The 21,231-nt window shown below is 43.7% G+C and carries 25 protein-coding genes and 5 tRNA genes; 6 read left to right on the forward strand and 24 right to left on the reverse strand.

Features of this window, described 5'->3' with window-relative positions; genetic code table 11:
• Positions 1 to 312: 312 nt before the first annotated feature.
• The 3 genes from EP13_RS10040 to EP13_RS10050 are packed head-to-tail and all read right to left on the reverse strand — an operon-like array spanning position 313 to position 1,094.
• Positions 313 to 537, reverse strand: coding sequence for a hypothetical protein (locus EP13_RS10040; protein WP_044057179.1), 225 nt, complete (start codon positions 535 to 537; stop codon positions 313 to 315).
• A gap of 8 nt (positions 538 to 545) precedes the next feature.
• Positions 546 to 779, reverse strand: coding sequence for a hypothetical protein (locus EP13_RS10045; protein ID WP_044057180.1), 234 nt, complete (start codon positions 777 to 779; stop codon positions 546 to 548).
• 36 nt (positions 780 to 815) lie between these two features.
• Positions 816 to 1,094 carry a hypothetical protein gene (locus tag EP13_RS10050; RefSeq protein ID WP_044057181.1) on the reverse strand — a complete coding sequence of 93 codons (279 nt, stop codon included), beginning with the start codon at positions 1,092 to 1,094 and terminating at the stop codon, positions 816 to 818.
• A 79-nt stretch (positions 1,095 to 1,173) separates the two neighbouring features.
• On the opposite strand from EP13_RS10050, the gene EP13_RS19105 reads away from it, so the two are divergent.
• Complete coding sequence (locus tag EP13_RS19105; protein ID WP_081869488.1) at positions 1,174 to 1,338, forward strand: YlcI/YnfO family protein; 165 nt, start codon at positions 1,174 to 1,176, stop codon at positions 1,336 to 1,338.
• Between the two features lie 263 nt (positions 1,339 to 1,601).
• Here the strand turns inward: EP13_RS19105 and EP13_RS10055 are convergent, their stop codons facing one another.
• The 19 genes from EP13_RS10055 to EP13_RS10145 all read right to left on the reverse strand — a co-directional run bounded on the left by EP13_RS10055 (position 1,602) and on the right by EP13_RS10145 (position 16,297).
• Positions 1,602 to 2,006, reverse strand: coding sequence for a hypothetical protein (locus EP13_RS10055; RefSeq protein WP_044058891.1), 405 nt, complete (start codon positions 2,004 to 2,006; stop codon positions 1,602 to 1,604).
• A gap of 65 nt (positions 2,007 to 2,071) precedes the next feature.
• Complete coding sequence (locus EP13_RS10060) at positions 2,072 to 2,488, reverse strand: hypothetical protein (RefSeq protein ID WP_044057182.1); 417 nt, start codon at positions 2,486 to 2,488, stop codon at positions 2,072 to 2,074.
• 8 nt (positions 2,489 to 2,496) lie between these two features.
• Positions 2,497 to 2,724, reverse strand: a complete 228-nt coding sequence (locus tag EP13_RS10065) for a hypothetical protein (RefSeq protein ID WP_044057183.1) — start codon at positions 2,722 to 2,724, stop codon at positions 2,497 to 2,499.
• On the reverse strand, positions 2,705 to 2,929 hold the full coding sequence (locus EP13_RS10070) for a helix-turn-helix domain-containing protein (RefSeq protein WP_044057184.1): 225 nt from the start codon (positions 2,927 to 2,929) through the stop codon (positions 2,705 to 2,707). The genes EP13_RS10065 and EP13_RS10070 overlap by 20 nt, the downstream gene beginning before the upstream one ends.
• A gap of 133 nt (positions 2,930 to 3,062) precedes the next feature.
• Entirely contained in the window at positions 3,063 to 3,341 is a 279-nt protein-coding gene (locus EP13_RS10075; protein ID WP_044057185.1) for a helix-turn-helix transcriptional regulator, read from the reverse strand.
• A gap of 111 nt (positions 3,342 to 3,452) precedes the next feature.
• Entirely contained in the window at positions 3,453 to 4,301 is an 849-nt protein-coding gene (locus EP13_RS10080; protein WP_044057186.1) for a DUF6387 family protein, read from the reverse strand.
• Complete coding sequence (locus EP13_RS10085; RefSeq protein WP_044057187.1) at positions 4,298 to 5,491, reverse strand: integrase domain-containing protein; 1,194 nt, start codon at positions 5,489 to 5,491, stop codon at positions 4,298 to 4,300. The genes EP13_RS10080 and EP13_RS10085 overlap by 4 nt, the downstream gene beginning before the upstream one ends.
• A 166-nt stretch (positions 5,492 to 5,657) precedes the next feature.
• Positions 5,658 to 5,744, reverse strand: a tRNA-Leu gene (locus EP13_RS10090).
• 59 nt (positions 5,745 to 5,803) lie between these two features.
• Positions 5,804 to 5,877, reverse strand: a tRNA-Cys gene (locus EP13_RS10095).
• Positions 5,878 to 5,902: 25 nt separating this feature from the next.
• Positions 5,903 to 5,978 (reverse strand) — tRNA-Gly (locus EP13_RS10100).
• A gap of 163 nt (positions 5,979 to 6,141) precedes the next feature.
• Positions 6,142 to 6,720, reverse strand: coding sequence for a CDP-diacylglycerol--glycerol-3-phosphate 3-phosphatidyltransferase (gene pgsA, locus EP13_RS10105; RefSeq protein WP_044057188.1), 579 nt, complete (start codon positions 6,718 to 6,720; stop codon positions 6,142 to 6,144).
• Between the two features lie 108 nt (positions 6,721 to 6,828).
• Positions 6,829 to 8,646 carry an excinuclease ABC subunit UvrC gene (gene uvrC / locus EP13_RS10110; RefSeq protein ID WP_044057189.1) on the reverse strand — a complete coding sequence of 606 codons (1,818 nt, stop codon included), beginning with the start codon at positions 8,644 to 8,646 and terminating at the stop codon, positions 6,829 to 6,831.
• Between the two features lie 3 nt (positions 8,647 to 8,649).
• Positions 8,650 to 9,294 (reverse strand): UvrY/SirA/GacA family response regulator transcription factor, encoded by a 645-nt coding sequence (gene uvrY, locus EP13_RS10115; protein ID WP_044057190.1) that lies wholly within the window; start codon positions 9,292 to 9,294, stop codon positions 8,650 to 8,652.
• A 244-nt stretch (positions 9,295 to 9,538) separates the two neighbouring features.
• The gene (locus EP13_RS10120; protein WP_044057191.1) at positions 9,539 to 10,357 is read right to left on the reverse strand and encodes a pirin family protein; all 819 of its coding nucleotides are present in this window, start codon (positions 10,355 to 10,357) and stop codon (positions 9,539 to 9,541) included.
• Positions 10,358 to 10,536: 179 nt separating this feature from the next.
• On the reverse strand, positions 10,537 to 11,928 hold the full coding sequence (locus EP13_RS10125) for an aminotransferase class I/II-fold pyridoxal phosphate-dependent enzyme (protein WP_081869489.1): 1,392 nt from the start codon (positions 11,926 to 11,928) through the stop codon (positions 10,537 to 10,539).
• 54 nt (positions 11,929 to 11,982) lie between these two features.
• Positions 11,983 to 14,091 carry a 5-histidylcysteine sulfoxide synthase gene (gene ovoA / locus EP13_RS10130; RefSeq protein WP_052364356.1) on the reverse strand — a complete coding sequence of 703 codons (2,109 nt, stop codon included), beginning with the start codon at positions 14,089 to 14,091 and terminating at the stop codon, positions 11,983 to 11,985.
• Positions 14,092 to 14,683: 592 nt separating this feature from the next.
• Positions 14,684 to 14,775, reverse strand: a tRNA-Ser gene (locus EP13_RS10135).
• Between the two features lie 144 nt (positions 14,776 to 14,919).
• Positions 14,920 to 15,798 (reverse strand): DODA-type extradiol aromatic ring-opening family dioxygenase, encoded by an 879-nt coding sequence (locus EP13_RS10140; RefSeq protein ID WP_052364357.1) that lies wholly within the window; start codon positions 15,796 to 15,798, stop codon positions 14,920 to 14,922.
• A gap of 49 nt (positions 15,799 to 15,847) precedes the next feature.
• A complete protein-coding gene (locus EP13_RS10145; protein ID WP_044057192.1) occupies positions 15,848 to 16,297 on the reverse strand; it encodes a DoxX family protein in 450 nt (149 codons plus the stop codon).
• A 194-nt stretch (positions 16,298 to 16,491) separates the two neighbouring features.
• Between EP13_RS10145 and EP13_RS10150 the strand changes: the two genes are divergently transcribed.
• Positions 16,492 to 17,412 (forward strand): LysR family transcriptional regulator, encoded by a 921-nt coding sequence (locus tag EP13_RS10150; protein WP_044057193.1) that lies wholly within the window; start codon positions 16,492 to 16,494, stop codon positions 17,410 to 17,412.
• A 60-nt stretch (positions 17,413 to 17,472) separates the two neighbouring features.
• On the opposite strand, the gene EP13_RS10155 is transcribed toward EP13_RS10150, so the two are convergent.
• Together EP13_RS10155 and EP13_RS10160 are read right to left on the reverse strand one after the other, a co-directional pair.
• Positions 17,473 to 18,939 (reverse strand): DUF3360 family protein, encoded by a 1,467-nt coding sequence (locus EP13_RS10155; RefSeq protein WP_044057194.1) that lies wholly within the window; start codon positions 18,937 to 18,939, stop codon positions 17,473 to 17,475.
• Positions 18,940 to 19,118: 179 nt separating this feature from the next.
• Positions 19,119 to 19,210 (reverse strand) — tRNA-Ser (locus tag EP13_RS10160).
• 238 nt (positions 19,211 to 19,448) lie between these two features.
• On the opposite strand from EP13_RS10160, the gene EP13_RS10165 reads away from it, so the two are divergent.
• Genes EP13_RS10165 through EP13_RS10180 form a run of 4 tightly spaced genes read left to right on the forward strand, consistent with a single transcriptional unit; the run spans position 19,449 to position 21,231 of the window.
• On the forward strand, positions 19,449 to 20,114 hold the full coding sequence (locus tag EP13_RS10165) for a Bax inhibitor-1/YccA family protein (protein WP_044057195.1): 666 nt from the start codon (positions 19,449 to 19,451) through the stop codon (positions 20,112 to 20,114).
• Positions 20,115 to 20,168: 54 nt separating this feature from the next.
• Entirely contained in the window at positions 20,169 to 20,558 is a 390-nt protein-coding gene (gene tusD, locus EP13_RS10170; protein WP_044057196.1) for a sulfurtransferase complex subunit TusD, read from the forward strand.
• On the forward strand, positions 20,558 to 20,926 hold the full coding sequence (locus EP13_RS10175) for a DsrE family protein (protein WP_044057197.1): 369 nt from the start codon (positions 20,558 to 20,560) through the stop codon (positions 20,924 to 20,926). The genes tusD and EP13_RS10175 overlap by 1 nt, the downstream gene beginning before the upstream one ends.
• Positions 20,926 to 21,231, forward strand: a complete 306-nt coding sequence (locus EP13_RS10180) for a DsrH/TusB family sulfur metabolism protein (protein ID WP_044057198.1) — start codon at positions 20,926 to 20,928, stop codon at positions 21,229 to 21,231. Before EP13_RS10175 ends, EP13_RS10180 begins: the two co-directional genes overlap by 1 nt.

The following is a 21,231-nucleotide window of genomic DNA, read 5'->3' on the forward strand; positions in this document are numbered from 1 at the left end:
ATTTTAAATTTTCATGGCCTGTATATGGCCTGTTTGTGTATTCCTCAATGGAATACCCGAAACTTTCTCTATATTACTGTAATTAAGCTATTTTATACCCCTTTCCCATATTTCCACGGGCGGTACACTGGCGGCATTGTGTATTCCGTATTGGAACACCCAAAAAAGTTTGTAAAGTGTTGATTATACTTCTAAAGGTGGGGTTTTAAGTTTTTTCCGTGACAAGCTTATGACAAGCGAATTCGAGGAATTTTGAATTTAAAAAAGGCTGGCACTTTATTTTGATAACCAGCCTTTAACCGAGATAATGAACTATCCGGCATCGACCAACATAACGACTTCCTGTGCGCCCTTACATTCACTTTTAATCCTTTCGGTAAGCGCTAATATGAAACTATCGTGTTTCGCTTCCAGTTCAATGCTACCGCTTTCTAATAAGTATGTTTGGAGTGTATCAACCAATTCGTGAACAGACGTAAGCGCTTCTAAGGCAATTGAACAACCTTCACTTGGTTTAACTTGTGTTTGCGGTTTCATGATAATCCTTAGCGGTTTACTGTATCCAACTGTTTAATAGTTACCGCTTCACCACTTTCACTTTGCAAAGGTGTGATCCAATCGCTGCAGGCTTCTTGAATACCATTTAGCAGAGCGTGAATAACTAGTTCATGCTTACCAAGATCTATGGCGTTTTCAAACAAGTGATTTTGGCAAGCCTTACTTAGTTCCTCTACTTTCGCGAATGCTTTTGAAACTTCAATTTTCGCTACATGCTTCATTGGTTAGGTCTCTTTTTAGTAGTTGTGGGGGGAACTTTATTTCACAGCTTTTATTTGGTTGCTGCCGTTAGGCACTTGTTGATGTTCAACCCAAAGGTTTTTTTCCTTTTGCTCGTTTAGAAAATCATCCTCCGCTTGCACTGCTTCGTCAATTAAATCAGATGCAGCCCATAGCAAATTACCTGTAATTTCATCATTCATTCCACAGTCTTCACTATGAAGCGTTCTCATAGCATGCAGAATTGAAGATGCCTTTTTCATATTCGCACTTACTTTATCTTGTAGATCTAATGCTTTATTGATCATTGTTGTCATGGTATCGCTCCGTTGTTTGGTTCTGTTCGTTGATGTATAGTGGTACGTGCCATATAAACATAACAAGTGGTACGTACCAATGCAAGATAGAAACAAAAAAAGTTTTGAACGCTTAGGTTCAACAAGAAAGCAAATTCGTTTTGAGGATGATCTTCTAACTAAAATTGATGAAGACAGAGCCAAAACTAACCAGGCTTTCTCTGAGTGGGTAAAAGATGCTTGCGAACGAAAGCTGAAATCCTAATTTTCGACCGCGCGATGTCTTGCCCTTAAATATCAATGTATTTCTACTATAAAGAGACAGCCAAAATAACTGTACCTATGGCTTACTATTAAGGAGTACAGAAACTGTACACTGGGTGCTGTTTTCGGCTTTCTGTAACTTGTTGATTTTTATAAGCAACGAAAAATAGCCAGTGTACGGAATCTGTACAGCTAATCTAAGCCAGTGTACAGAATCTGTACCGCTAATGATGTTTGCTGTACAGATTTTGATACCTGGCTTTTTTAAGCACACCTCTTATTGTCAATATCATCTATGAATGTTCGAAGTGCTTTGTTAGTTGGTTTTAAATCCATTTCAAAGCCCCTTATCTCGTCTACGCTTTCATAAGTCAGTGCGTAGTAATTCGGGGTGCGGCCGTTCTTACCTAAGCCGGAACCCTTACTCAACTCTATAAAGCGCCCAGCTTGTAACTCTCTCAATGCTGCGCTTAAGGTTGATTTTGACTTAAAACCCTTATCACAGAGCTGTGAATGAACCGCGCACAACTTACCGTTATTGTTTCCTTTGTACTGATATGCAAACCAGAGTAATAGGCGAACCGAATTAGCACTCAAAGCGTGAAAATCCGGGTGTTCCATTACTCTGTTAGGAATACCAGCAAAAGGTCTTGTTTTACTTTTTGCCATAACCTCCCCCGGCACACTTACCCCTAAAGAGGTAAATAATTACCCTAAAACGGGTAACCTAATGGTTACGCCGCTTTACTGTCTGGTTTGTGCCAGGCTTCGAAATTGATTTTAGGAAGACCACGATTAGATCGATAAGCATTTAAAAGCTTAAGGGCCATTACCCTGTCTTCATCAGTTGCCAACCAATAACGGTTAAATGGCTTTTGATAGAAATGAACTACCGTTTCAAAATCAGGTTCGGAAACAAAGCCAATTCCCCTTTCATTTTTTAGGCTACTAATCGTTGTATGCAAACAAGACTCACGATAAACGTTAAACGCTTCGGGTTGTGTTATGCCTTGTGCTCCTTTGTGTAGTATTGCGTAAAGGGCTAATTCAACCTTGAAAGGTGGCTTAGTTTGATTAGACTGAGATTGCGATGTTCTTGTGTTGATGTTGTTTAAGCTGTCCTTGGGGGCAGCTTTTTTTTGCTTATTCATAACAGCTCCTATGCGTCTAGCGTTCTACGGGGTTTAAATTCTGTTATCACTTCGAGCATGTTTACCCGAATCAAATGCAACACCTCTGATTCATCTGCACCTAAAGCATACAAAGTCATTGTTGCGAAAAAATCTGCTAAGTTTATTTCTTCGCCTTTGTTGTACTTGTCGGCATACATGCTAATTCGTTGTATAGCTTCATGCTTCATCACTGGCTTAGGCGGTAGTGTTTTCATTGAGCCTCCCAACGCGCAAATTTTCAGCCCATTCCTTTACTTCGTCTGCGCGATAGCGAATAACATGTCCCATTTTGTAATGTGGAGGCGCAGGGTTCCCCAATAACACACCATCACTTCTAGATCGCCTTACGTTGTTTTCGTTAATAGCAAGATAGCGCGCTACTTCTTTGCTTGTAATGAAAGGGCTTCGTTTGATTTCCATAAATACCTCACTTGATACATGAAAATTTAAAGAAGAAGATAAAACTGAAAGTCTGATTAGCGCGCTTGGGTATACCGCGGGTATCTGTGCTTGGTGGGCGCTTCTTTGTGTTGATGATACTCATTCACGCCCCCTAAGCCGCTACGGCTTCTAGAAGGCGCTTCGCTTGCACTTCACGCTCAATGAGTAATTTATCTACCAATTCGGAAATTTGGTCGTTATTAAAGCCGACTGCTCGAGCGGCAATCATTGCTTGGACCTCTGATTCAATGAAGCCAGAAGAACGAGAACCTAAGCTTAAAGGGGGGATGAAACGGCGCTCTTTGATTTCATGCCATAAAGTTGAGCGTCCTTTTCCAACCATTTGGGCAGCTTCATCAAAACGAATAATCTTATAGTTTGGAGTTGTCATAAATCACCTGTCTTAGTATGTCTCAATTGACTAAGGTGATTTTGTTCCTAATTGATAGCTAAGTTTAGCTAGAGAAATAAAATTTATTTTTACTAGTAAGAATATTTACTTTTATTTTGTGGGTAAAATCACATTTTCAGAAGTCAACTTCTTAATGAACGGGTTTACTGTTGCATCGAATTCGACTTCCCCTCTTTCACCGTTGGGATATAGAGCAACAATTAAGACGCTTTTTTTTATCCTAATCCCCTCGTATTTCTGCCATAGGCGCAGGTCTAATGTTTGCAAAACTTTGTATTCCAGTATTTTATCTCTATCAGATACCCAGACTCTACTCTTACTTGGCTCAGCAATGGAAAGTTGTTTCCTCATGACTGATAGTAAATCTTTCACGCCAGCCAATATTTCCTTGTCCGTAAAGCTTTCTAAATCAAATACGATAGGAACTTGACTATACTTGCACACATCAGACTCACCTAATAAATGTGCCAAAGGTAAATGAAATCTTTTAAAATCCAATAATTCCATGTTGAAATCTTCGACATATTCACCGGGCCCGAACTTTTCGTCTAGTTTACCGTTAAGGTGGCGCAACTCTCCGGCTCCCATCATTCTTACACCATACTTATGATAAGAAGATAACTGCCTATCAATTAAGTGGTCTATTAAATTGTAGCATTCAAAGTTTTCACCATTGTCAGGGGATACTCTTGATAGCGTTGGAGAACCAGACAGAATTGAATTGTAAGCTTGCCATTCAAAAGCGCCATGTTCTTCGATTGACTTATAATCTGAATCACGGCTATTTTCAGCAAAAAAATCCAACGCTAGATCTATCGATATTCTTGATTGAATTTCCTTGTATAACTCTTCAAATGAAAAGTCATCGAATATTGCGTAGTTATCATGATTGAACCAACCTGGCATATCTTCTAGCTTTTTTATGAAGCTCTGTCTCATGAGTTTTCTCCTATTTTATTTGACCACCATTCCATCATCGATCGGCGGCGGTCGAGATATTGAGCACGGTTGTATGCTGCCCTTACTTCGTTTTCGTCTTTGTGTGCTAGCGCTGCTTCAATAACATCATGATCAAAGCCCTCCTCGTTTAGTGTGGTGCTAGCTAATGCTCTCATACCATGCGCAACTAAGCGGCCACGAAACCCCATATCGCGCAACGCTTTATTAGCTGATTGCTTATTCGCTGGTTTTTTGGGGTCTATATGAGAAGGAAAAATATACTTTCGATGAAAGCTTAGCGGCTTCATTAATTCGAGAATTTCTAATACCTGGGGGGTAAGCGGTACTAGGTGCGGCCTGTCCATTTTCATACGTTCGGCGGGTATGGCCCAAACAGATTGAGAAAAGTCTATTTCAGACCATTTCGCTTCGGCGGCTTCACCTGGGCGCACCATTGTGTGCAACTGGAACTCAATCAAACACCGCGTAGTTATTTTTGCAGACGAATACTTTAAGGCTTTAACGAGATCAGGTAGTTCTTCGGGTTTCAGCGCGGGTTGGTGCTTTACTTTTGTCGAAGGTATTAATTCTTTAATACCTATTAGTGGATTGTGGTGGATAATGCCAGCATTAACAGCGTAGGTCATTACGCTATTCATGCGCCTAGCAACCTTGCGCGCTATTTCATGGCTATTTCGACCCACTATAGCGTTTATTACTTGTATTGCTTTTGGCGCTGTTAATTGCTCAATAGGTACTCTACCCACTAGTGGGAAAACATCGTTGGTAAATGAGCGCTTTATGTTTTTGAGTGTTCCCTCTGATACTTTACTAGCATGAACATCAAACCACTGTTTAGAAACATTCTCGAAAGTTTGCGAAGCTGAAAGCAAAGCCTTTTCTTTTTCGTGATCTTTATGTTCTTTAGGGTCGATACCCTTTGCTAGCAGCTTCCTAAACGCTTCGCGATGCTCTCGGGCATCTGCAAGAGAAACATCGGGATAACTGCCTATTCCGATATTACTTCGCTTTTTAGTGTGAGGTTTGGAATAGTTGAATATCCAAAGCTTAGAGCCATTTGGTTTGATGCGTAAAGCAAGCCCCTTTCCATCTGATAGGTTGTATTCCGTTTCTTTAGGCTTTGCTTGTTTTACTTGGGTTGCGCTTAAGGCAGTTACGTTCCTGGGCATGTTTTTGTAACACCGTTTTTGTAACATTTCGTTGTTGTTACGTTCAGTGTTACTAAAATTCGTAGACTTAACAAGTCGAATTAAGACATGTATAGACGCAAAATATAGTTAAATCATTGAATTAACTGTCTTAATTGGTCTCTTAGAACTTATTGAAATATAGAAATGGTGCCCGGGGCCGGACTTGAACCGGCACGCTGTTACCAGCGAGGGATTTTAAATCCCTTGTGTCTACCAATTTCACCACCCGGGCATCGGGTTGCTTTTCAGCAAAGGTGTCAGGCGTAGAACCTGATGCTGCAAGGCAGCTTATGGAGGCGGAACCCGGAGTCGAACCGAGATCCACGGATTTGCAATCCGCTGCATAGCCATTCTGCCATTCCGCCCTACTAGCTATTGCACTTTAGATTTTGGAGCGGGAAACGAGATTCGAACTCGCGACCCCGACCTTGGCAAGGTCGTGCTCTACCAACTGAGCTATTCCCGCACTCTTAAATCTTACATTTCGTTTCGGTGATGTCCTCTCGAAATGTGGGGTGCATTCTACCTGTACCCGCCAAACTGTCAATACGAAAAACAGTGAAAATTAAGGAAAATTTGCATTTTTTTGTTCGTTTGCCTTATTTTTATTCATTTTGATTATAACGCGATCAATTTGGTTTAATTGCGTTGCCACCTAAATGTGGCCATGCTGCTTTTGTGTACACCAACATTGACCATAAAGACAACAGTGCAGCAATATAAAGAAGAATATAACCAAGTGTGACCCAGTAAATGGTAAAGCCCATGAAGGTTTCTAGTCCTGACAACAGGCCGATTAAGGCTAACATTTGAGCAGTTGTTTTCGCTTTTCCTATGAACGACACCTTTACCGCTTCGCGCACACCGTTTTGCCCCATCCATTCCCGTAACGCAGAAACATAAATTTCTCTTACGAGTAATGCAATTGAGGGTAAGGTAATCCACAAATTTGCGTAGCTGTGGGTAATCATTAATAACGCAGCGCCTACAATTAGCTTATCGGCAACGGGGTCGAGGAATGCACCGAAGGGGGTGCTCTGTTGTAATTTTCTTGCGAGGTAGCCATCAAACCAGTCGGTAATAGCCGCTAACCAAAATATAAATGCGCCGGCTTCATGCGCCCAACGCCAATCTAAAAAATACACAGTTACGAATACGGGTATCAGAATTACTCTAAATAAAGTAATGATATTTGGAACAGTCCACATAAAAAAATCTCAATGTTTGCCAATGACTGGCGATTTAGCGCAGCGTTATCGCTTTAGTTTTCACACACATTACCCCATGTCACAAAAAAATGCGCGGAAGCTTGTGTGTTATTGATGTAAATGGTCGTAAATAGTCTCTGCCAAGTCTTGGCTGATACCGGGTACACCCGCAATTTCTTGTTTACTGGCTTTTTTAAGGCCTTGTAACCCCCCCATATATTTCAACAAGGTCTGTCTACGTTTTGCTCCAATACCAGGAATGCTCTCAAGGCTAGACGTGGTTTTAACTTTCTGTCGTCTATTTCTATGCCCTGTAATTGCAAAACGGTGGGACTCATCACGTATATGTTGAACTAAATGAAGGCCGGGCGCATGCGGATCCATGGATACCACATCGTGATTACCCGCCAAGATCAAGGTTTCTAATCCAGGTTTTCGTGTGGTGCCTTTCGCCACACCTAATAACATCGGTTTCTTATCATGAGGCCAATCTTCGAAAAAGGCTTCTGCTTGCGCTAGCTGCCCTTTTCCTCCATCAATGAGTAGCAAATCCGGTATTTTTTGTACTTCTTTAACCGATTTGTATCGTCGCTTCAGCGCCTGCGCCATAGCTGCGTAATCATCGCCAGGCGTAATACCTTCAATATTATACCGGCGAAAATCACTTTTTAACGGCCCTTCTCTATTAAACACCACACAGGACGCCACGGTTTGTTGCCCTGATGTATGGCTAATATCAAAACACTCCATGCGCTGTATGGGGTTTTCGAGTTCTAGCGCCGTTTCTAAGTCGATATAACGAGCAAAAACCGATTTTTGGGCGCTGTACTGACTTTCTAGCGCCGTTTCAGCATTGGCTTGCGCCAACTGAAGATAACGTCGCTTTTCTTCCCTAGCCCCTTTAAAAAAGGTCACTCGGTACTTTGCTTCTTCACTGAGCAAGGTGGCTATGGCTGAATCATCGGTTAATTCTCGGGGAAGGACTATTTGCTTTGGAATAACCTTATTGCCAGCGAGATAAAACTGTAAGAAGAATGATTCAAAAATTTCTTGTTCGTCGGCGGTAGAGGGCACTTTAGGAAAAAACGCTTTACTCCCCAGCAATTGGCTATCGCGAATAAACATCACTTGAATACACGCCATATTGCCTTTTACCGCAAACCCAAATACATCCATTTCGTCTTGGGTTCCCGCTACCCATTGGCGTTCCTGCACTTTTCTCAATGCATTAATTTGGTCTCTATATCTGGCTGCCGCTTCAAAATTAAGCTGCTCACTGGCAGATTCCATTTTCTCAACCAAGGTACCTATCACCTGCTGGTTCTTTCCTTTGAGGAATAACTTGGCCAGTGCCACCTGGTCAGCATATTCTTCGTTAGATACATAGCCTTCCACACAGGGGGCGCTGCACCGCTGCATTTGATACTGCAAACATGGGCGGCTTCTGCTTCTGTAATAACTATCTTCGCATTGACGAACGGGAAAAATTTTCTGCATTGAGCGCAGGCTTTCTCTTACCCCCCAAGCGCTTGGATAGGGGCCAAAATACTCCCCCTTTTTCTTTTGCGGCCCTCGGTGGAATGAAAGCCGAGGGTGTTCGTGATCAGATAAAAAAATGAAAGGGTATGACTTATCATCTCGCATCACTACGTTATAGCGAGGCTTGTACTTTTTAATGAAGTTATTTTCTAGCAAGAAGGCTTCGGTTTCGCTGTTAACCACCGTGACGTCCATTTTCGCAATTTGGCTAACCAATGAACGTGTTTTGGCGTTATCCACGTTTATCCTGAAGTAACTGGATACCCGTTTTTTTAAGTTTTTGGCCTTACCGACATAAATAACTTCATCCTGGGCGTTGTACATTCGGTACACGCCAGGCTGAGACGTTAAATTTTTTAAGAATGCTGCTGAATCAAACGTAGACATCTATTAAAGTAAATTAGAATCAATGAGTTTGTGGCGCAGCGCTAGGTGAGTAAGTTCAACATCTGTGGTTACGCCTAACTTATCGAACATGCGATAACGATAGGTGTTCACTGTTTTTGCGTTAATACTAAGTTCGTTTGCAATATCTGGCACCCGCTGCCCTTTAGTGAGTCTTAATGCAATACTGAGTTCACGTGAAGAAAGTTCATTAAACGGGTTTTCTGAACTTGGAGATAATTTGTCAATTGCAATGCTATGAGCAATTTCGTTATCGAGATACTTTTGACCTGCGGCCACTTTATATATCGCACGAATGACTTCCTCAGGCTCGGCATCTTTAGTTAAAAAGCCAAACGCCCCTGCGTTCATTACCTGCATGGGTATGGGGCTTTCTTTCACCATAGACACACAAACCACCCGCGTGTTTTCAGACATACGGACAATGCGTTTAGTTGCTTCTAACCCGCCAATGCCGGGCATATTTACATCCATGAGTACCACATCTGGTGCGTTTTTACGGCACAACTGTACCGCCTCTTCACCGTTTTTAGCTTCGGCTATTACGGAGAATTCACTTTCGTCTTCCAAAATCCGGCGGATCCCTGTTCTGACCAAATCATGGTCATCTGCTAGGATAATTTTAATCACACTAGTATCTCACTGACTTCTGTTCTTATTACACGTGTACTTAATGCTGGCTTTAACGTCGCAGTATATTGCATAAACTTTGCAATAAACGTTCCAGCAAAATAGCCGCAGGCGATTGCTGTTAAAAGAAAAACGTTCAACAATTAAGTCCAAGTTGCCTTCATCATACCACGAGATACGTTAAGGTGAAGCGTTTACCGGAGATTTGCCCTCAACGAAATTGTACTAACTTATTTACTTAGGTTTAGATATTGGGCAAATCGAACCACAAGGCCAAAGCTTCACCCTGACTGTCCAGTTGTAAACGGTCGTTCATATATATGCCCAAGCCATCGCCCTGACGCAATGAAATGCCCTGTAATTCGCTTTTTATATTGGCCATTAGCGTACCGCGAACAATATGCAAATAGCCCTTTCTGGGCCCGGTATGCAAGGTAAATTGTTCGCCGTCAGAAAGGTGAATGCTGCTAATACTGGCGTCTTGCTTTATGGGCAACGAGCCCTGACGGCCATCTGCAGACACTAGCAGCTGACGTTGGCGTGCAGCAACGTTAGCATTCGCACCATGTTCGTCTTGATGCGCTTCTGTTGTGCGGGGTAGTGGCATGTCAGGCGTTAGCGTCCTAGACGATAATGGATTTGTTTCCCCCCTTAGCGCCAGCGCCCTTTGCCCGTAGGTAGGTGCGCCCCCTTTTTGATTCGGTAGAATCCAAATCTGCAAAAAATTGACTTCCTCTGTGTCAGAAGCATTGTATTCTGAGTGCATAATTCCCCTGCCCGCACTCATCACTTGAATGTCTCCCGCTGGCACTTGGTATTCATTGCCAGCACTATCTTTGTGCTTCAATGCACCTTTCACAACATAAGACACAATTTCCATGTCTTTGTGGCCGTGGGTGTCAAAGCCTCTACCGGGCTGAACCACATCGTCGTTAATCACCCTAAGCACGGAAAAGCCCATGTGGTTAACATCGTAATAATGTCCAAAGGAAAAGCTATGGTTGCTATTCAACCAACCTAAATTAACCTTGCCCCTTTCTTCTGCCTTTCTCATGTAAACCATGTAAGTTGCTCCACTCTGCGTGCGCGTTTTTCAAACGGTGAATCGCACTAAATCTATTCGCCAATATGCGCATTATAGTTTCGCAATAACTTGGATTAAATTTCATAAAAGCTTGATTACTGTTCTATTAAATAGAATGGCGCCGATCACAGGTAAGCGAGGTATAAAACACACGCAAGCTAAAAGCGGTTAAAGAAGATGCGATCTAACGCTTGCTCAATAACACGAGGATGGCAGGCTAAATTAAGTCGAATAAATCCCGGGGCACCGAAAGATTGACCGTCAGTGCCCATTACTCCACGGTCTAAACAGGCTTGAAAACTGCGCGCGGCGGCGGTGCAAGTGTAGCGGGATGCGTCCTTTGACTCTAAATTTAACCATAAAAAATACCCTGCTTGGCCTAGGGTATAATCAGGGTGTAAACTATGATAATTAAAATAAAAATCAACAAACTGGCGATTGTAATCAATACTGTGACGCAGGGCGTTTAACCACGCTCCCCCGTCTTTATAGGCCGCAATAAGTGCAAGCTGAGATAAAAAGCTCGCCTCAAGATGGCGGGCTTTAATAGCCTGGGCAAACTGCTGTTTACTATCCAGGTTAGGCACGATGGCATATGAAGCCCCTGGAACGGCGGCCAAGTTAAATGCTTTTGAAACACTGTTAATATGAATAATGTTACAGCGGTCTCGCAGGCGACTTTTACTGCCAAATAGTGGCACTGAAGCAGGCCGATACGGGCTCGAAAACCCAAATTCACTATGCACTTCGTCTGTCACCAACAAAATATTATGTTGATGACAAAACGTCACAATTTCCTCTTGGCATTGCTCAGATAATACCGTCCCCGTTGGGTTGTTAGGGTGGCATAGCACCATGGCCGATGCGGTTTCACACAATGCATTCAGATTAATGGAATGCGCTGCCTTACTGTTTGTTGATATCGCAATGTCGTGGGCTTGCATTCCATTTAGGGCAATACAGGCTTTTAGCGGCCCATAGGTGGGAGTCAGGATCATGATACTGTCGCCAGGCTGACAGAATGTTTTTAACGCCACATCCACCGCACTCACCACACTGGCAACACCCACCACAGAATGTGGGCTTACCGGAGAATTGGTCTCTCTATGCTGTGTGCCTTGAGGCTTAAACCAGTGAGATACCGCATTCGCCGTGGCGTGATGAATGTCGTGATAGCCGTAATGTGATGAAAGTGCAGCTGCCAAGCGCTTGCCAATAACCCCTGGTGGCGGACAGTCTATATCGGCGATCCCCATGCCTAAGGGATCCACCGGCGTTGTCGACTCACCCGTTTGCTGAGAAAGAAACTTCGTTCGCGTATGCGCAAGGTTATCTTTAGCCATGGGCGCATTGCAAGTATGATCACCCCCTTCATGTAATGAAGGCGCCGTCCACTGGGCGTGCCAACATGCTTGGCCCGCCTGTCCGTTTGATACATTGGCCATAGGGGAGTTCTTACCCGATGCGGCGTGATACGAAGCATCCATTTTACTTAGCAGCGAACGTGGCTGCTTGGCTTCAGTCAGGCCCATTTTTGAATGTCGTCCCATGGTTTTCCCAATGCTTTTTTAACCCTAATGGGTTCAACTTATCACGCTACACCGTTACTTCTTTTCGAATACATTAAATTCAGACAGCGTATGCTGAAATTTACGCTTAGTTTCGCGGATAACAAACGGAATCTCCTGTGCTGCTTTAACCCGCACAAAATCTTTCGCCAGTGCATCTTCTAATGCTTGGGTTGAACTCAAGGTTTCACCATTTTCGTCTTTATACCCCCCTAGCCATTCAGAACGCTCTGTGTATTCTTCTAACCAAGTAAACGGGCTAGCAATAATCAATAAGCCGCCTCTGTTAAGCCTATGGCTCATGTCTTCTAATACTTTACGAGGGCTATAGACTCGGTCGATAAGGTTACCCATAAAAATTAAGTCGTAACCTGTGTACTGGGGTTTCAAATTACACGCATCACCTTGGGCAAACGCCACCTTGTTTGCCGTATTGTCTAAGCCCAACGCCGACAGTTTTCTGGCTTTAAATGCAGTGAGTTCACCTTCTTCTATGAGGTGATAACGAATTTCACCTTGCTCTTGCATGGTAAACGCCGTTTTAATAAAACGGGCTGAAAAATCGATACCATCAACATGAGCAAAATGTTTCGCTAACTCAAAACTAGAGCGCCCTACCGCACAGCCTAAGTCTAATGCTTTTTGTGCGGGACGTTGTGCCATAGCGTCGATGCAAAATTCGGCGCTCGCCTTTGCAAAGTTTTGCACACCATAGTATTCATCACCATAGTGAAATTCACTGTATTGAGACACTTGAGTGTCGCTTTCATAGTCTAAATCATTAACTTGAATGAGGCTTTCAGCTTGTACGTAGCGAAAGCCTGCATGTTGAAAAAAGTGCCGTCTGAATGCATAACGGCTATGCTTCATAGCTTCATTACCCGTTGAGATCCAACTGCCACCTTTAATTAAATTATGTTTATTGTCGAAGGTTGGCGTTGTGAAGTCATCATATAGCGGATGCACCTTAAATCCATCAAAGGGATAAATGGGCGTTTCCGTCCACTGCCAAACGTTACCCACAACATCATAAAATTCACCGGATTTATGTTTCGTGACAGGCTCGCTAGACGCATACTGACTCAATGCAATATTAAACTCACTGGAATATACCGGTTGGTTTACACCGCTAAAATCACGTAAGCGAAACCATTCGTTTTCGGTAGGTAAACGAATCAATTGGCCTGTTTTTTCACTTTTGTAATTACAAAATGCTTTTGCTTCGTGATAATTCACATCAACAGGCCAATCTAACGGTAGAGGCATTTCAGAAAGCATGCTTCTGTAAACATAACCCTTGTCGGCTTTACGCCAAAACACAGGATGGCTCGCCTTGGTATACTCGCGCCATCGATTGCCTTCCTCTTCCCAGTAGTCAGGGTTTTGATAGCCCCCCTCTTCAACGAAGTCAAGAAACTCCCCGTTCGACACCAGAAACTTGGCGGCTTTGAATTCATTAACCTGGGCTTGGTGTTCACCATATTCATTGTCCCAACCATAATAGGCCGAGTCCCACGATTTAGTCGCATCCACATGCCCTGCTTTCACTGGAACTAAGCTATTTTGCGGCAGTTCACTCTCGGCAAATGTACAGTTTGGGCACACAGGCCAGGCGCTAGATGCACTTACCATAGAAAGCGGTAATTGGCGAATTAACACCGACGATGTTTCTAAATGAATGCGCTCATGTTCAATGCCCATGACAATAGGCCACATGGGGCTTTCCCAATCTATGGGCATCGTAAATTCTAGTTTGTCTATTAAGTAGCATACCAACGCGCGCACTTTATTTCGGTATTCAGCAACGTCGCTTACAGCAGGCCAATGATAGTTTTCATCGTTTAAGTCATCCCAACTCATTTCGTCAACGCCAATGGCAAATAACGACTCAAACTTAGGGTTAATCCGCTGGCTAATGGCTTTTGCTAAAACCAGTTTATTGATAAAAAACGTAGCGGTGTGACCAAAATAAAAAATCAGTGGGTGGCGAAGCTTTTCAGGGCGCGCATAAAAGGCGTCGTCACCATTAAGACAGGAAAATAAAGCCTCGTAGGTATTAAAAGAATCAAGAAAATAAGCTTTAACCTCTTCCCGCTTTTGCTCAACAGAACCATCCCTCAAGTTGAGCGTAGACATTGCCTGCATATTATCCCCATTTATTTTTATTAAGACGTGCAAATACCACAAACGACCAAGGCGATCGCGAATTAACACATAGTTATACAGTTAAATTAGTAGATGAACGATTAGTAATCGTTTAACTGACATACCCTGAAGTTTAGCAAACGATGCCATTTATCGAGCCTCCCGCCGGTATATTTACATTCGTTTTTTCACCAGCTTAAACATGTTGCAACGTTTTTATCAGTTTTATATGAACAAGGCACGACAGCGCAATCATTCTTTTCAATAGAAGTCTACTTACAATAACGAGACAGGATGAGATCACAATTGCTTTCAGTCAGATATAAAGAAAAAAGCCTTGCTTTGCAGCGAGGCCTTTTTTGGTGGATATATTTTATCCATAAAAAAACCCGCAACACTGTGCGGGTTCCTCTAATATGGCGGAGAGTGAGGGATGTGCTCGGGTACGTCCTGTACCCGACCCTTCGGGCGCCTGCGGCGGCACCAATCGTTCCCGACGATTGGTCGAACAACGGGGGCTCTCACCCTCACTCTACAAAGGGGTTATTCTGCCCATAAAAAAACCCGCAACAATGTGCGGGTTTCTCTAATATGGCGGAGAGTGAGGGATTCGAACCCCCGGTGGGTTTGACCCCACGTCTGATTTCAAGTCAGGTGCATTAAACCGGGCTCTGCCAACTCTCCTGAAGTGCTGCGTATCTTAATGATTTCGCTGAAAGTGTAAAGCACTAATTTAAACATTATCGTTCAACCGATTAATTGATAAACAAAGTGTTTAAATTTTGGTTAATTTACCTAGACGAAACGCACGTCAGTGGTTGTCACGCCTCAGTTTTGCCATAAAAACATACTTGCTGGCTTGGTCAATAAGGTCAACGATATTGCTTTATCAGCCTTTCTTTCATTAACACCGTAACAAACATGAAGCGGCAGCAAATGTTCTTCTCTTGGGTGTGCAAATATTCCATGGGGCGCGTTTTTCCAGGCGCTCAATGTTTGACCGCGCTCTATTTCGCTTATGACACTAGACTGCATGGTATCTTGTAGCCATTGATTAAAGTCCCCCGCTTTTTTATTTGCCGACGCTGAACTATCAAAAAAGCCACGCATATTATGAAAAGACGACCCCGAGCCCAACACTAAAACATGCTTATCGTTGTCATTAGCGTCTAAAATGTGTCTTAGTGCCCTTCCTAACGCAATGTGCTTTGCCGCATTTAAGTCTGCCGTTAAGGATACTTGAATACAGGGAATGTCCGCTTCTGGATACATGATAGTGAGAGGAACAAACATACCGTGATCAAACCCGCGACTTGGATTAGCCGTTGCCTCAATACCCTGTGCTTGCAAACCCGCCACAATAGATGCAGATAAATCGGGGATACCAAGGGCTGGATACTGCAATGTATACGCGCTTTCAGGAAAGCCGTAGTAATCGTAAATCAAGCTGGGTTTGTTACCGGCCGTCACTTGGGTGTCATTTTCCTCCCAGTGTGCACTGATCACAACAATGGCGTCTGGCCTTTGTATGTCAAGCGTTATGGATTTAAGTACCTCAATCATTTCTTGATGATTCGCATCCCCCACACCGCCTGTACCAATGCTGTTTTCAATAAGTGGCAGCGGACCGCCGCCGTGTGAAATATAAGCCGTTGTAATACTCATCCGTGTTTTCCCGATATCGCTATTAAAAATGGTTAACCCCATAGAGAAAAAGGCACCCTTCCGGTATGCCTTTCCTCAATAAGACACTGTGTTAATCGTGTAATTTCTTACTAACAACAGCATCAAGTGAAAACGAACCGGCGCCTTGAATGGCCAGTGCAACTGTGGCAGCCAATAGCGCTAAAGCAAATTCGTAACCGTTGTTGCTCATAAATAATCCGTTACTCCCATGAACACTAAAAATAGCGACTACCATGGTGAACGCACTGAGTGCAGCAGCGGGACGTGTGAGTAGCCCAAGTATTAGCGCAATCCCACCAAAGAACTCTGCACTACCGGCGAGTAATGCCATGACAAACCCAGGAGCAAGGCCAATACTTTCCATCCATTGCCCAGTGCCCTCAAGGCCATAACCGCCAAACCATGCAAAGAGCTTTTGCCCGCCATGGGCCGCTAAAATAATACCTACGGGTACGCGTAGCACCACATTCGCTACGCTGTTGTTGCTAGAAAATACGGTTTTTAAAAAATGCTTATTCATAGTTTCACCTTAATCATTGAGTCACAGCAACCACGTTGCCGTGCCGAAAAGTTTGTAGAAAGTGGTTAGCCCTTTGTTCACAACGAAGCGCTCACTCCATGGATGTAGCATAGTTGCCAACATAATTTGAATAAAGCGATACTTTGTTGAATAATTAACAACAAATTGTTGTTAATAGGGCGAGTAAGAGGAAAGTGGATAAAATAGCACTGCTAAAAACCTTTGTGGTGGTGGCCAATGAAGGCAGCTTTACACGCGCTGCGGATAGACTTAACACGTCGAACCAGCTTATAAGTAAATATGTGGCCCAGCTAGAAAAACACTTAGACGTACGTTTATTCAACCGCACGACCCGCAAAATTCATCTCACTGAAGCCGGTCAACAGTGTTTACTGCACGCCAATCATATTTTAGAAAGTGTTAACGATATGGAAGGGCAACTTGGCCTACTCAACACACACGCTAAAGGCGTGTTGCATGTCAGTGCCCCAGTGTCCTTTTCTACCTTACACCTTTCTTCTGCACTCGCAGCGTTCCAACAGGCTCACCCCAGCGTTTCTGTAAACTTACAATTGAATGATCGCAAAGTAGACGTGGTAGAGGAAGGGCTTGATGTTGCTATTCGAGCCGGCCATTTGTCTAACTCGGCGCTGGTCGCAAAAAAGATCACCACCATTCATTTAGCTTTGTGCGCATCGCCGGCCTATTTAGAAAAATATGGTGCTCCCTCACATCCATCAGAGTTAAAGCCAGAGCATTACCTAGAATATGCCTATGTTAATTACGATAGTGACACATCGGAATTGATGAAGGCTCTGAAAACGAATGCGCAAAAAGTTACCCCAAAATTGGTTGCAAATAATGGTGAAGTGCTGACTAACGTGGCAAAACAAGGCGATGGCTACGTTTTACAACCTACCTTTATCGCCGCTGACGCGCTCACACGTGGAGAATTGATTTCTATTTTAGATGAATTCGTCCCACGCCCTATCTCACTTTATGCGGTATACCCACACCGTAAGCTGGTTTCAAATAAGCTGCGCGTGTTTATCGACTTTTTATGTGCGTATTTTGAAGATACTCCTTATTGGGATAAGCGCCTACCACGAGGTTAATATTAAAACAGGGGGCGAATATGCCGCCCCCTGTTTTTTCTTCAGTGACTTAATTGGTATTTAAACCCTGAAGGTTTCCATGATGGCCGGCACCCCAGGGAACATGCCAATCAGCGCCATAACGGTGCACAACACCAAAAAAGTAATGCCAGGAATAAGCCAGCGGCCGGCTTTACCGAGCTCCCCAGCTCGCTCTTTGCAACCCACTAAACCCAAGTTATCAAGCAACATAGTAAACGACCAACCGAATACGGGGTTAACAAGCACCGAGGAAATCACCACAAGAGCGGCTGACTGCGTGGTTTTGCCTTCTCGGGTCATTTGCATTCCTGCTTCCATCAATGGCAAGAATACACCCACAATAAGGGCGACACATAACACGGGCGGCCAAATGGCCAAATCCATTGGGTACCCCCAAATGGCGGCAACCACACATAGAACCCCGGTTACAATCGCGCCGCCAGGAATGGGCCTGCGAGCAATTGAAGCTGGAATAATATACGTTCCCCAAGAAGAAGAAAGGTTACCACCACCTAATAAACTCCCCACCGCCTGACGACTTGATGCAGCAATCATAGTGTCGTCAATGTTCATGTGCGCTTTTTCACTGTTTTTAGGGTAGCTTAGTTTTTGAAAGACTTGGTGACCTAAAAAGTCTGGAGACCACATTGCCACAGCCAACACAGCGAAAGGTAATACAGCGACAAAGTGCGACCAATCAGGTAACCCGAGTTGCCACCCAGTATCTTCTCCCCACCAGTACGCAGGGTTAAGGTTCGGCATACCTGGCGACGTATTAAATTCAAAAGGCGCCCCCATAGCCAAAGCAATAACCGCGGCCATTAAGGCACCAAGAGGAATAGCCAACCAGCGCTTTTTAATATGCTCTAACCAGGCGTACATTAAAATGGTGGCAATAATCACCACAAAGGCTAAATACGCCATATCGAAACTTTCCGCCCAGGCAAACAGTTTTTTAACTTGGCCTGTAATACCAATAAACCCTAAGTAAAGTAACAGCCCGCCGCAAACCCCATTACTGGTTAGCCTTGCGAGAATACTTCCTCCCTTCGTAATACCCAGTAAAAAACCAAAAAGCCCGATCAGTAACCCCAATGCCATTGGATGGCCGCCGGTAGCCACCATTAAAGGGACTAAGGGCAACAGAGGGCCGTGGGTACCTGCTAAGTTAGCGGATGGGTTTAAAAAACCAGAAATAAGCACAACAAATAGGACGGCAGCAATCATCAGCTCAAAACGTACGTTTTCAATCACAAATTCTGGTGATAAGCCAAGTGGCGCTGCAAACGCCCCTACCACAGCAGCCACCATAACGATTTTCCCAATGGTAGCGGCCATACCTGGCACGAAGTCTTCCCATTCAATACGATAATCTCTGCCCGGCAAATTTAGCCGCCAGCGCTTTGGCGAAATTATTTGAAGTTCATGGTTGAGATACGCTTCTCGAGACGGAAATTCACTGCTTGATTTGTGACGTTGTTGGTAAGAAGAACTTTCTTGAGACACATAACACCTTTAGATTGCGCGAAGAAAACGCAAGACTAAACATGTGAAAAGATTGTAACAATGCGACTCTGGTCTTATACGAAGGTTTAACGCTCAATGTGAATGGAAAACCGCCTCTTTTATTATCAATTTTATTGGGGCATAAAAAAACCCGCAACACTGTGCGGGTTTCTCTAATATGGCGGAGAGTGAGGGATTCGAACCCCCGGTGGGTTTGACCCCACGTCTGATTTCAAGTCAGGTGCATTAAACCGGGCTCTGCCAACTCTCCTGAAGTGCTGCGTATCTTAATGATATTTTTATGACTGTAAAGCGAAAATTGAAAAAAATTGTTTAACTGCCGAGAAATCATCCAATTAGATTGTTTATCAAGGCAATAAGGCGTTTTTATCTTCAGTTAATCGAATTTTCATCTGAAACTACTTGAAAATGGGAACTAAAAGCCATACAACATACACTAAATAACTGTGTACCATTTTGGTCATATCATAGTCCTATTGGAGGAAACAATGGATCAACGTTCGATGTATTCAAGTGCATCTCAACCATCGGTATTGCAAACGAACAAGGTTCTACGCAACACCTACATGCTGCTTGCGATGACACTAGCGTTTAGTGCGGTATGTGCTGGTATAGCTATGGCAGTAGGCATTTCTCCTATGATGTCTCTGGTAATGACTATCGGTGCGTTTATTACACTGTTTGTTGTACAAAAGAAAGCTGACTCGGCGTCTGGTATATACTGGGTGTTCGCGTTTACCGGCCTGATGGGCGCATCGTTAGGTTACACACTTAACTTTTATTTAGGTGTTGCCGGTCCAGGGTTAATTATGGAAGCGCTAGGTGCAACAGCATTAGTGTTCTTTGCGCTGTCTGCCTATGCCCTTACTACAAAGAAAGACTTCTCATTCATGGGCGGGTTCTTAGTGGTAGGTCTTGTGGTTGTACTAGTGGCGGCAATTGCGAATATCTTCTTCGCCGTGCCGGCGGTTAGTCTAGCAATTAGTGCAGCTATCGTATTTATTATGTCTGGTTTCATTCTATTTGATACCAGCCGTATTATTCATGGTGGTGAAACAAACTACATTCGTGCGACAGTTTCGCTATACTTGAACATATACAACTTGTTCACCTCTATTCTTCACCTACTCGGTGCGTTTGGCGGCGACGACTAAGCGAATATATAAAGGTTAAAGTAAACACCCCTTAACCGGGGTGTTTTTGTTTGTATGAAAGCATATTCAATACTTATCACGTCCTCCCCCTACCATGGTGATTGTGCCCAACGCGCCCTCGCCTTTATCGATGGCTTATTGGCCAATGGCGATACCTTAAAGCATGTCTTTTTTTATGGCGATGGCGTATATCATTGTAATAATATGATGCTTCAAAGTGGCAATGACTTTTATGTTTACGGCGCATGGGAGTCGCTTGCAAGCACACACAACACTCAGCTTTTGGTCTGTATTACCGCGGCGGTTAAAAGGGGAATAGTGAGCCAGCAAGAAGCGGCTGAAAATGGCATAAGCGCTGTAAACTTAACGGCCCCCTTTGTGCAAGCGGGCCTTGGCGAATTTTTTAGTGAGCTTCATCAATGTGAACGGTTGGTGCAATTCTAATGGCCACACTTTTAATCAGATTTACCCAAGCGCCCTACACCAGTGGCAAAAGCCAAGAGGGTTTAGATTTTGCGCTGGCGGCGACAAATTACGGCCATATTGTTCATGTGCTTTTTGAAGGTGAAGGGGTTTTACAGTTAGTAAAAACTGATGCCGTAAATACGCTGAAGAATCACAGTAAACGATTAGCCTCCATGCCATTTTTTGACATAGAAGCATGTTTTATATGTCAAGACAGTGCGCGCCAATGGGATATAAGTACGCTTTTAGCCAACACAGATGTCGCCGCTGAACTAGACGCGCACTATGTAGACGCCCCTGCACGTATTTCATTAATTAATAGTGCCGACCATGTGGTAACGTTTTAATGCTGATCAACATAACTCAAGCCAAATTGGATACTCGCCAAAAAACACTGATTACGGCTGCGCTTTTACACAATGCAACAACCAGCATTGTCTTTTCTGGCGATGGCGCTTACGCCCATGTTGTGGAACAAGCCTTTCTCGCTGAGTGCGTCAGCAAATCTAACGCCGAGTCCGTATTGCACGTTCACGTGATAAAAGAGGATGCTACTGCTCGTGGCGTCACGCTTTCACAAGCAGTCAACCCGTTGGATTATCAAGGTTTTGCCGCCCTCACAAGCACATTTAATCAAATGGTAACGTTTTAA

The sequence above is a fragment of the Alteromonas australica genome, assembly GCF_000730385.1.
Classification (GTDB): domain Bacteria; phylum Pseudomonadota; class Gammaproteobacteria; order Enterobacterales; family Alteromonadaceae; genus Alteromonas; species Alteromonas australica.

Bases quoted from the DNA above. Each gene is read 5' to 3' on its own strand.
- EP13_RS10040 (WP_044057179.1), bottom strand. From the start codon at position 537: ATGAAACCGCAAACACAAGTTAAACCAAGTGAAGGTTGTTCAATTGCC.
- EP13_RS10045 (WP_044057180.1), bottom strand. From the start codon at position 779: ATGAAGCATGTAGCGAAAATTGAAGTTTCAAAAGCATTCGCGAAAGTA.
- EP13_RS10050 (WP_044057181.1), bottom strand. From the start codon at position 1,094: ATGACAACAATGATCAATAAAGCATTAGATCTACAAGATAAAGTAAGT.
- EP13_RS19105 (WP_081869488.1), top strand. From the start codon at position 1,174: ATGCAAGATAGAAACAAAAAAAGTTTTGAACGCTTAGGTTCAACAAGA.
- EP13_RS10055 (WP_044058891.1), bottom strand. From the start codon at position 2,006: ATGGCAAAAAGTAAAACAAGACCTTTTGCTGGTATTCCTAACAGAGTA.
- EP13_RS10060 (WP_044057182.1), bottom strand. From the start codon at position 2,488: ATGAATAAGCAAAAAAAAGCTGCCCCCAAGGACAGCTTAAACAACATC.
- EP13_RS10065 (WP_044057183.1), bottom strand. From the start codon at position 2,724: ATGAAAACACTACCGCCTAAGCCAGTGATGAAGCATGAAGCTATACAA.
- EP13_RS10070 (WP_044057184.1), bottom strand. From the start codon at position 2,929: ATGGAAATCAAACGAAGCCCTTTCATTACAAGCAAAGAAGTAGCGCGC.
- EP13_RS10075 (WP_044057185.1), bottom strand. From the start codon at position 3,341: ATGACAACTCCAAACTATAAGATTATTCGTTTTGATGAAGCTGCCCAA.
- EP13_RS10080 (WP_044057186.1), bottom strand. From the start codon at position 4,301: ATGAGACAGAGCTTCATAAAAAAGCTAGAAGATATGCCAGGTTGGTTC.
- EP13_RS10085 (WP_044057187.1), bottom strand. From the start codon at position 5,491: ATGCCCAGGAACGTAACTGCCTTAAGCGCAACCCAAGTAAAACAAGCA.
- pgsA (WP_044057188.1), bottom strand. From the start codon at position 6,720: ATGTGGACTGTTCCAAATATCATTACTTTATTTAGAGTAATTCTGATA.
- uvrC (WP_044057189.1), bottom strand. From the start codon at position 8,646: ATGTCTACGTTTGATTCAGCAGCATTCTTAAAAAATTTAACGTCTCAG.
- EP13_RS10120 (WP_044057191.1), bottom strand. From the start codon at position 10,357: ATGGTTTACATGAGAAAGGCAGAAGAAAGGGGCAAGGTTAATTTAGGT.
- EP13_RS10125 (WP_081869489.1), bottom strand. From the start codon at position 11,928: ATGGGACGACATTCAAAAATGGGCCTGACTGAAGCCAAGCAGCCACGT.
- ovoA (WP_052364356.1), bottom strand. From the start codon at position 14,091: ATGCAGGCAATGTCTACGCTCAACTTGAGGGATGGTTCTGTTGAGCAA.
- EP13_RS10140 (WP_052364357.1), bottom strand. From the start codon at position 15,798: ATGGGGTTAACCATTTTTAATAGCGATATCGGGAAAACACGGATGAGT.
- EP13_RS10145 (WP_044057192.1), bottom strand. From the start codon at position 16,297: ATGAATAAGCATTTTTTAAAAACCGTATTTTCTAGCAACAACAGCGTA.
- EP13_RS10165 (WP_044057195.1), top strand. From the start codon at position 19,449: ATGGATCAACGTTCGATGTATTCAAGTGCATCTCAACCATCGGTATTG.
- tusD (WP_044057196.1), top strand. From the start codon at position 20,169: ATGAAAGCATATTCAATACTTATCACGTCCTCCCCCTACCATGGTGAT.
- EP13_RS10175 (WP_044057197.1), top strand. From the start codon at position 20,558: ATGGCCACACTTTTAATCAGATTTACCCAAGCGCCCTACACCAGTGGC.
- EP13_RS10180 (WP_044057198.1), top strand. From the start codon at position 20,926: ATGCTGATCAACATAACTCAAGCCAAATTGGATACTCGCCAAAAAACA.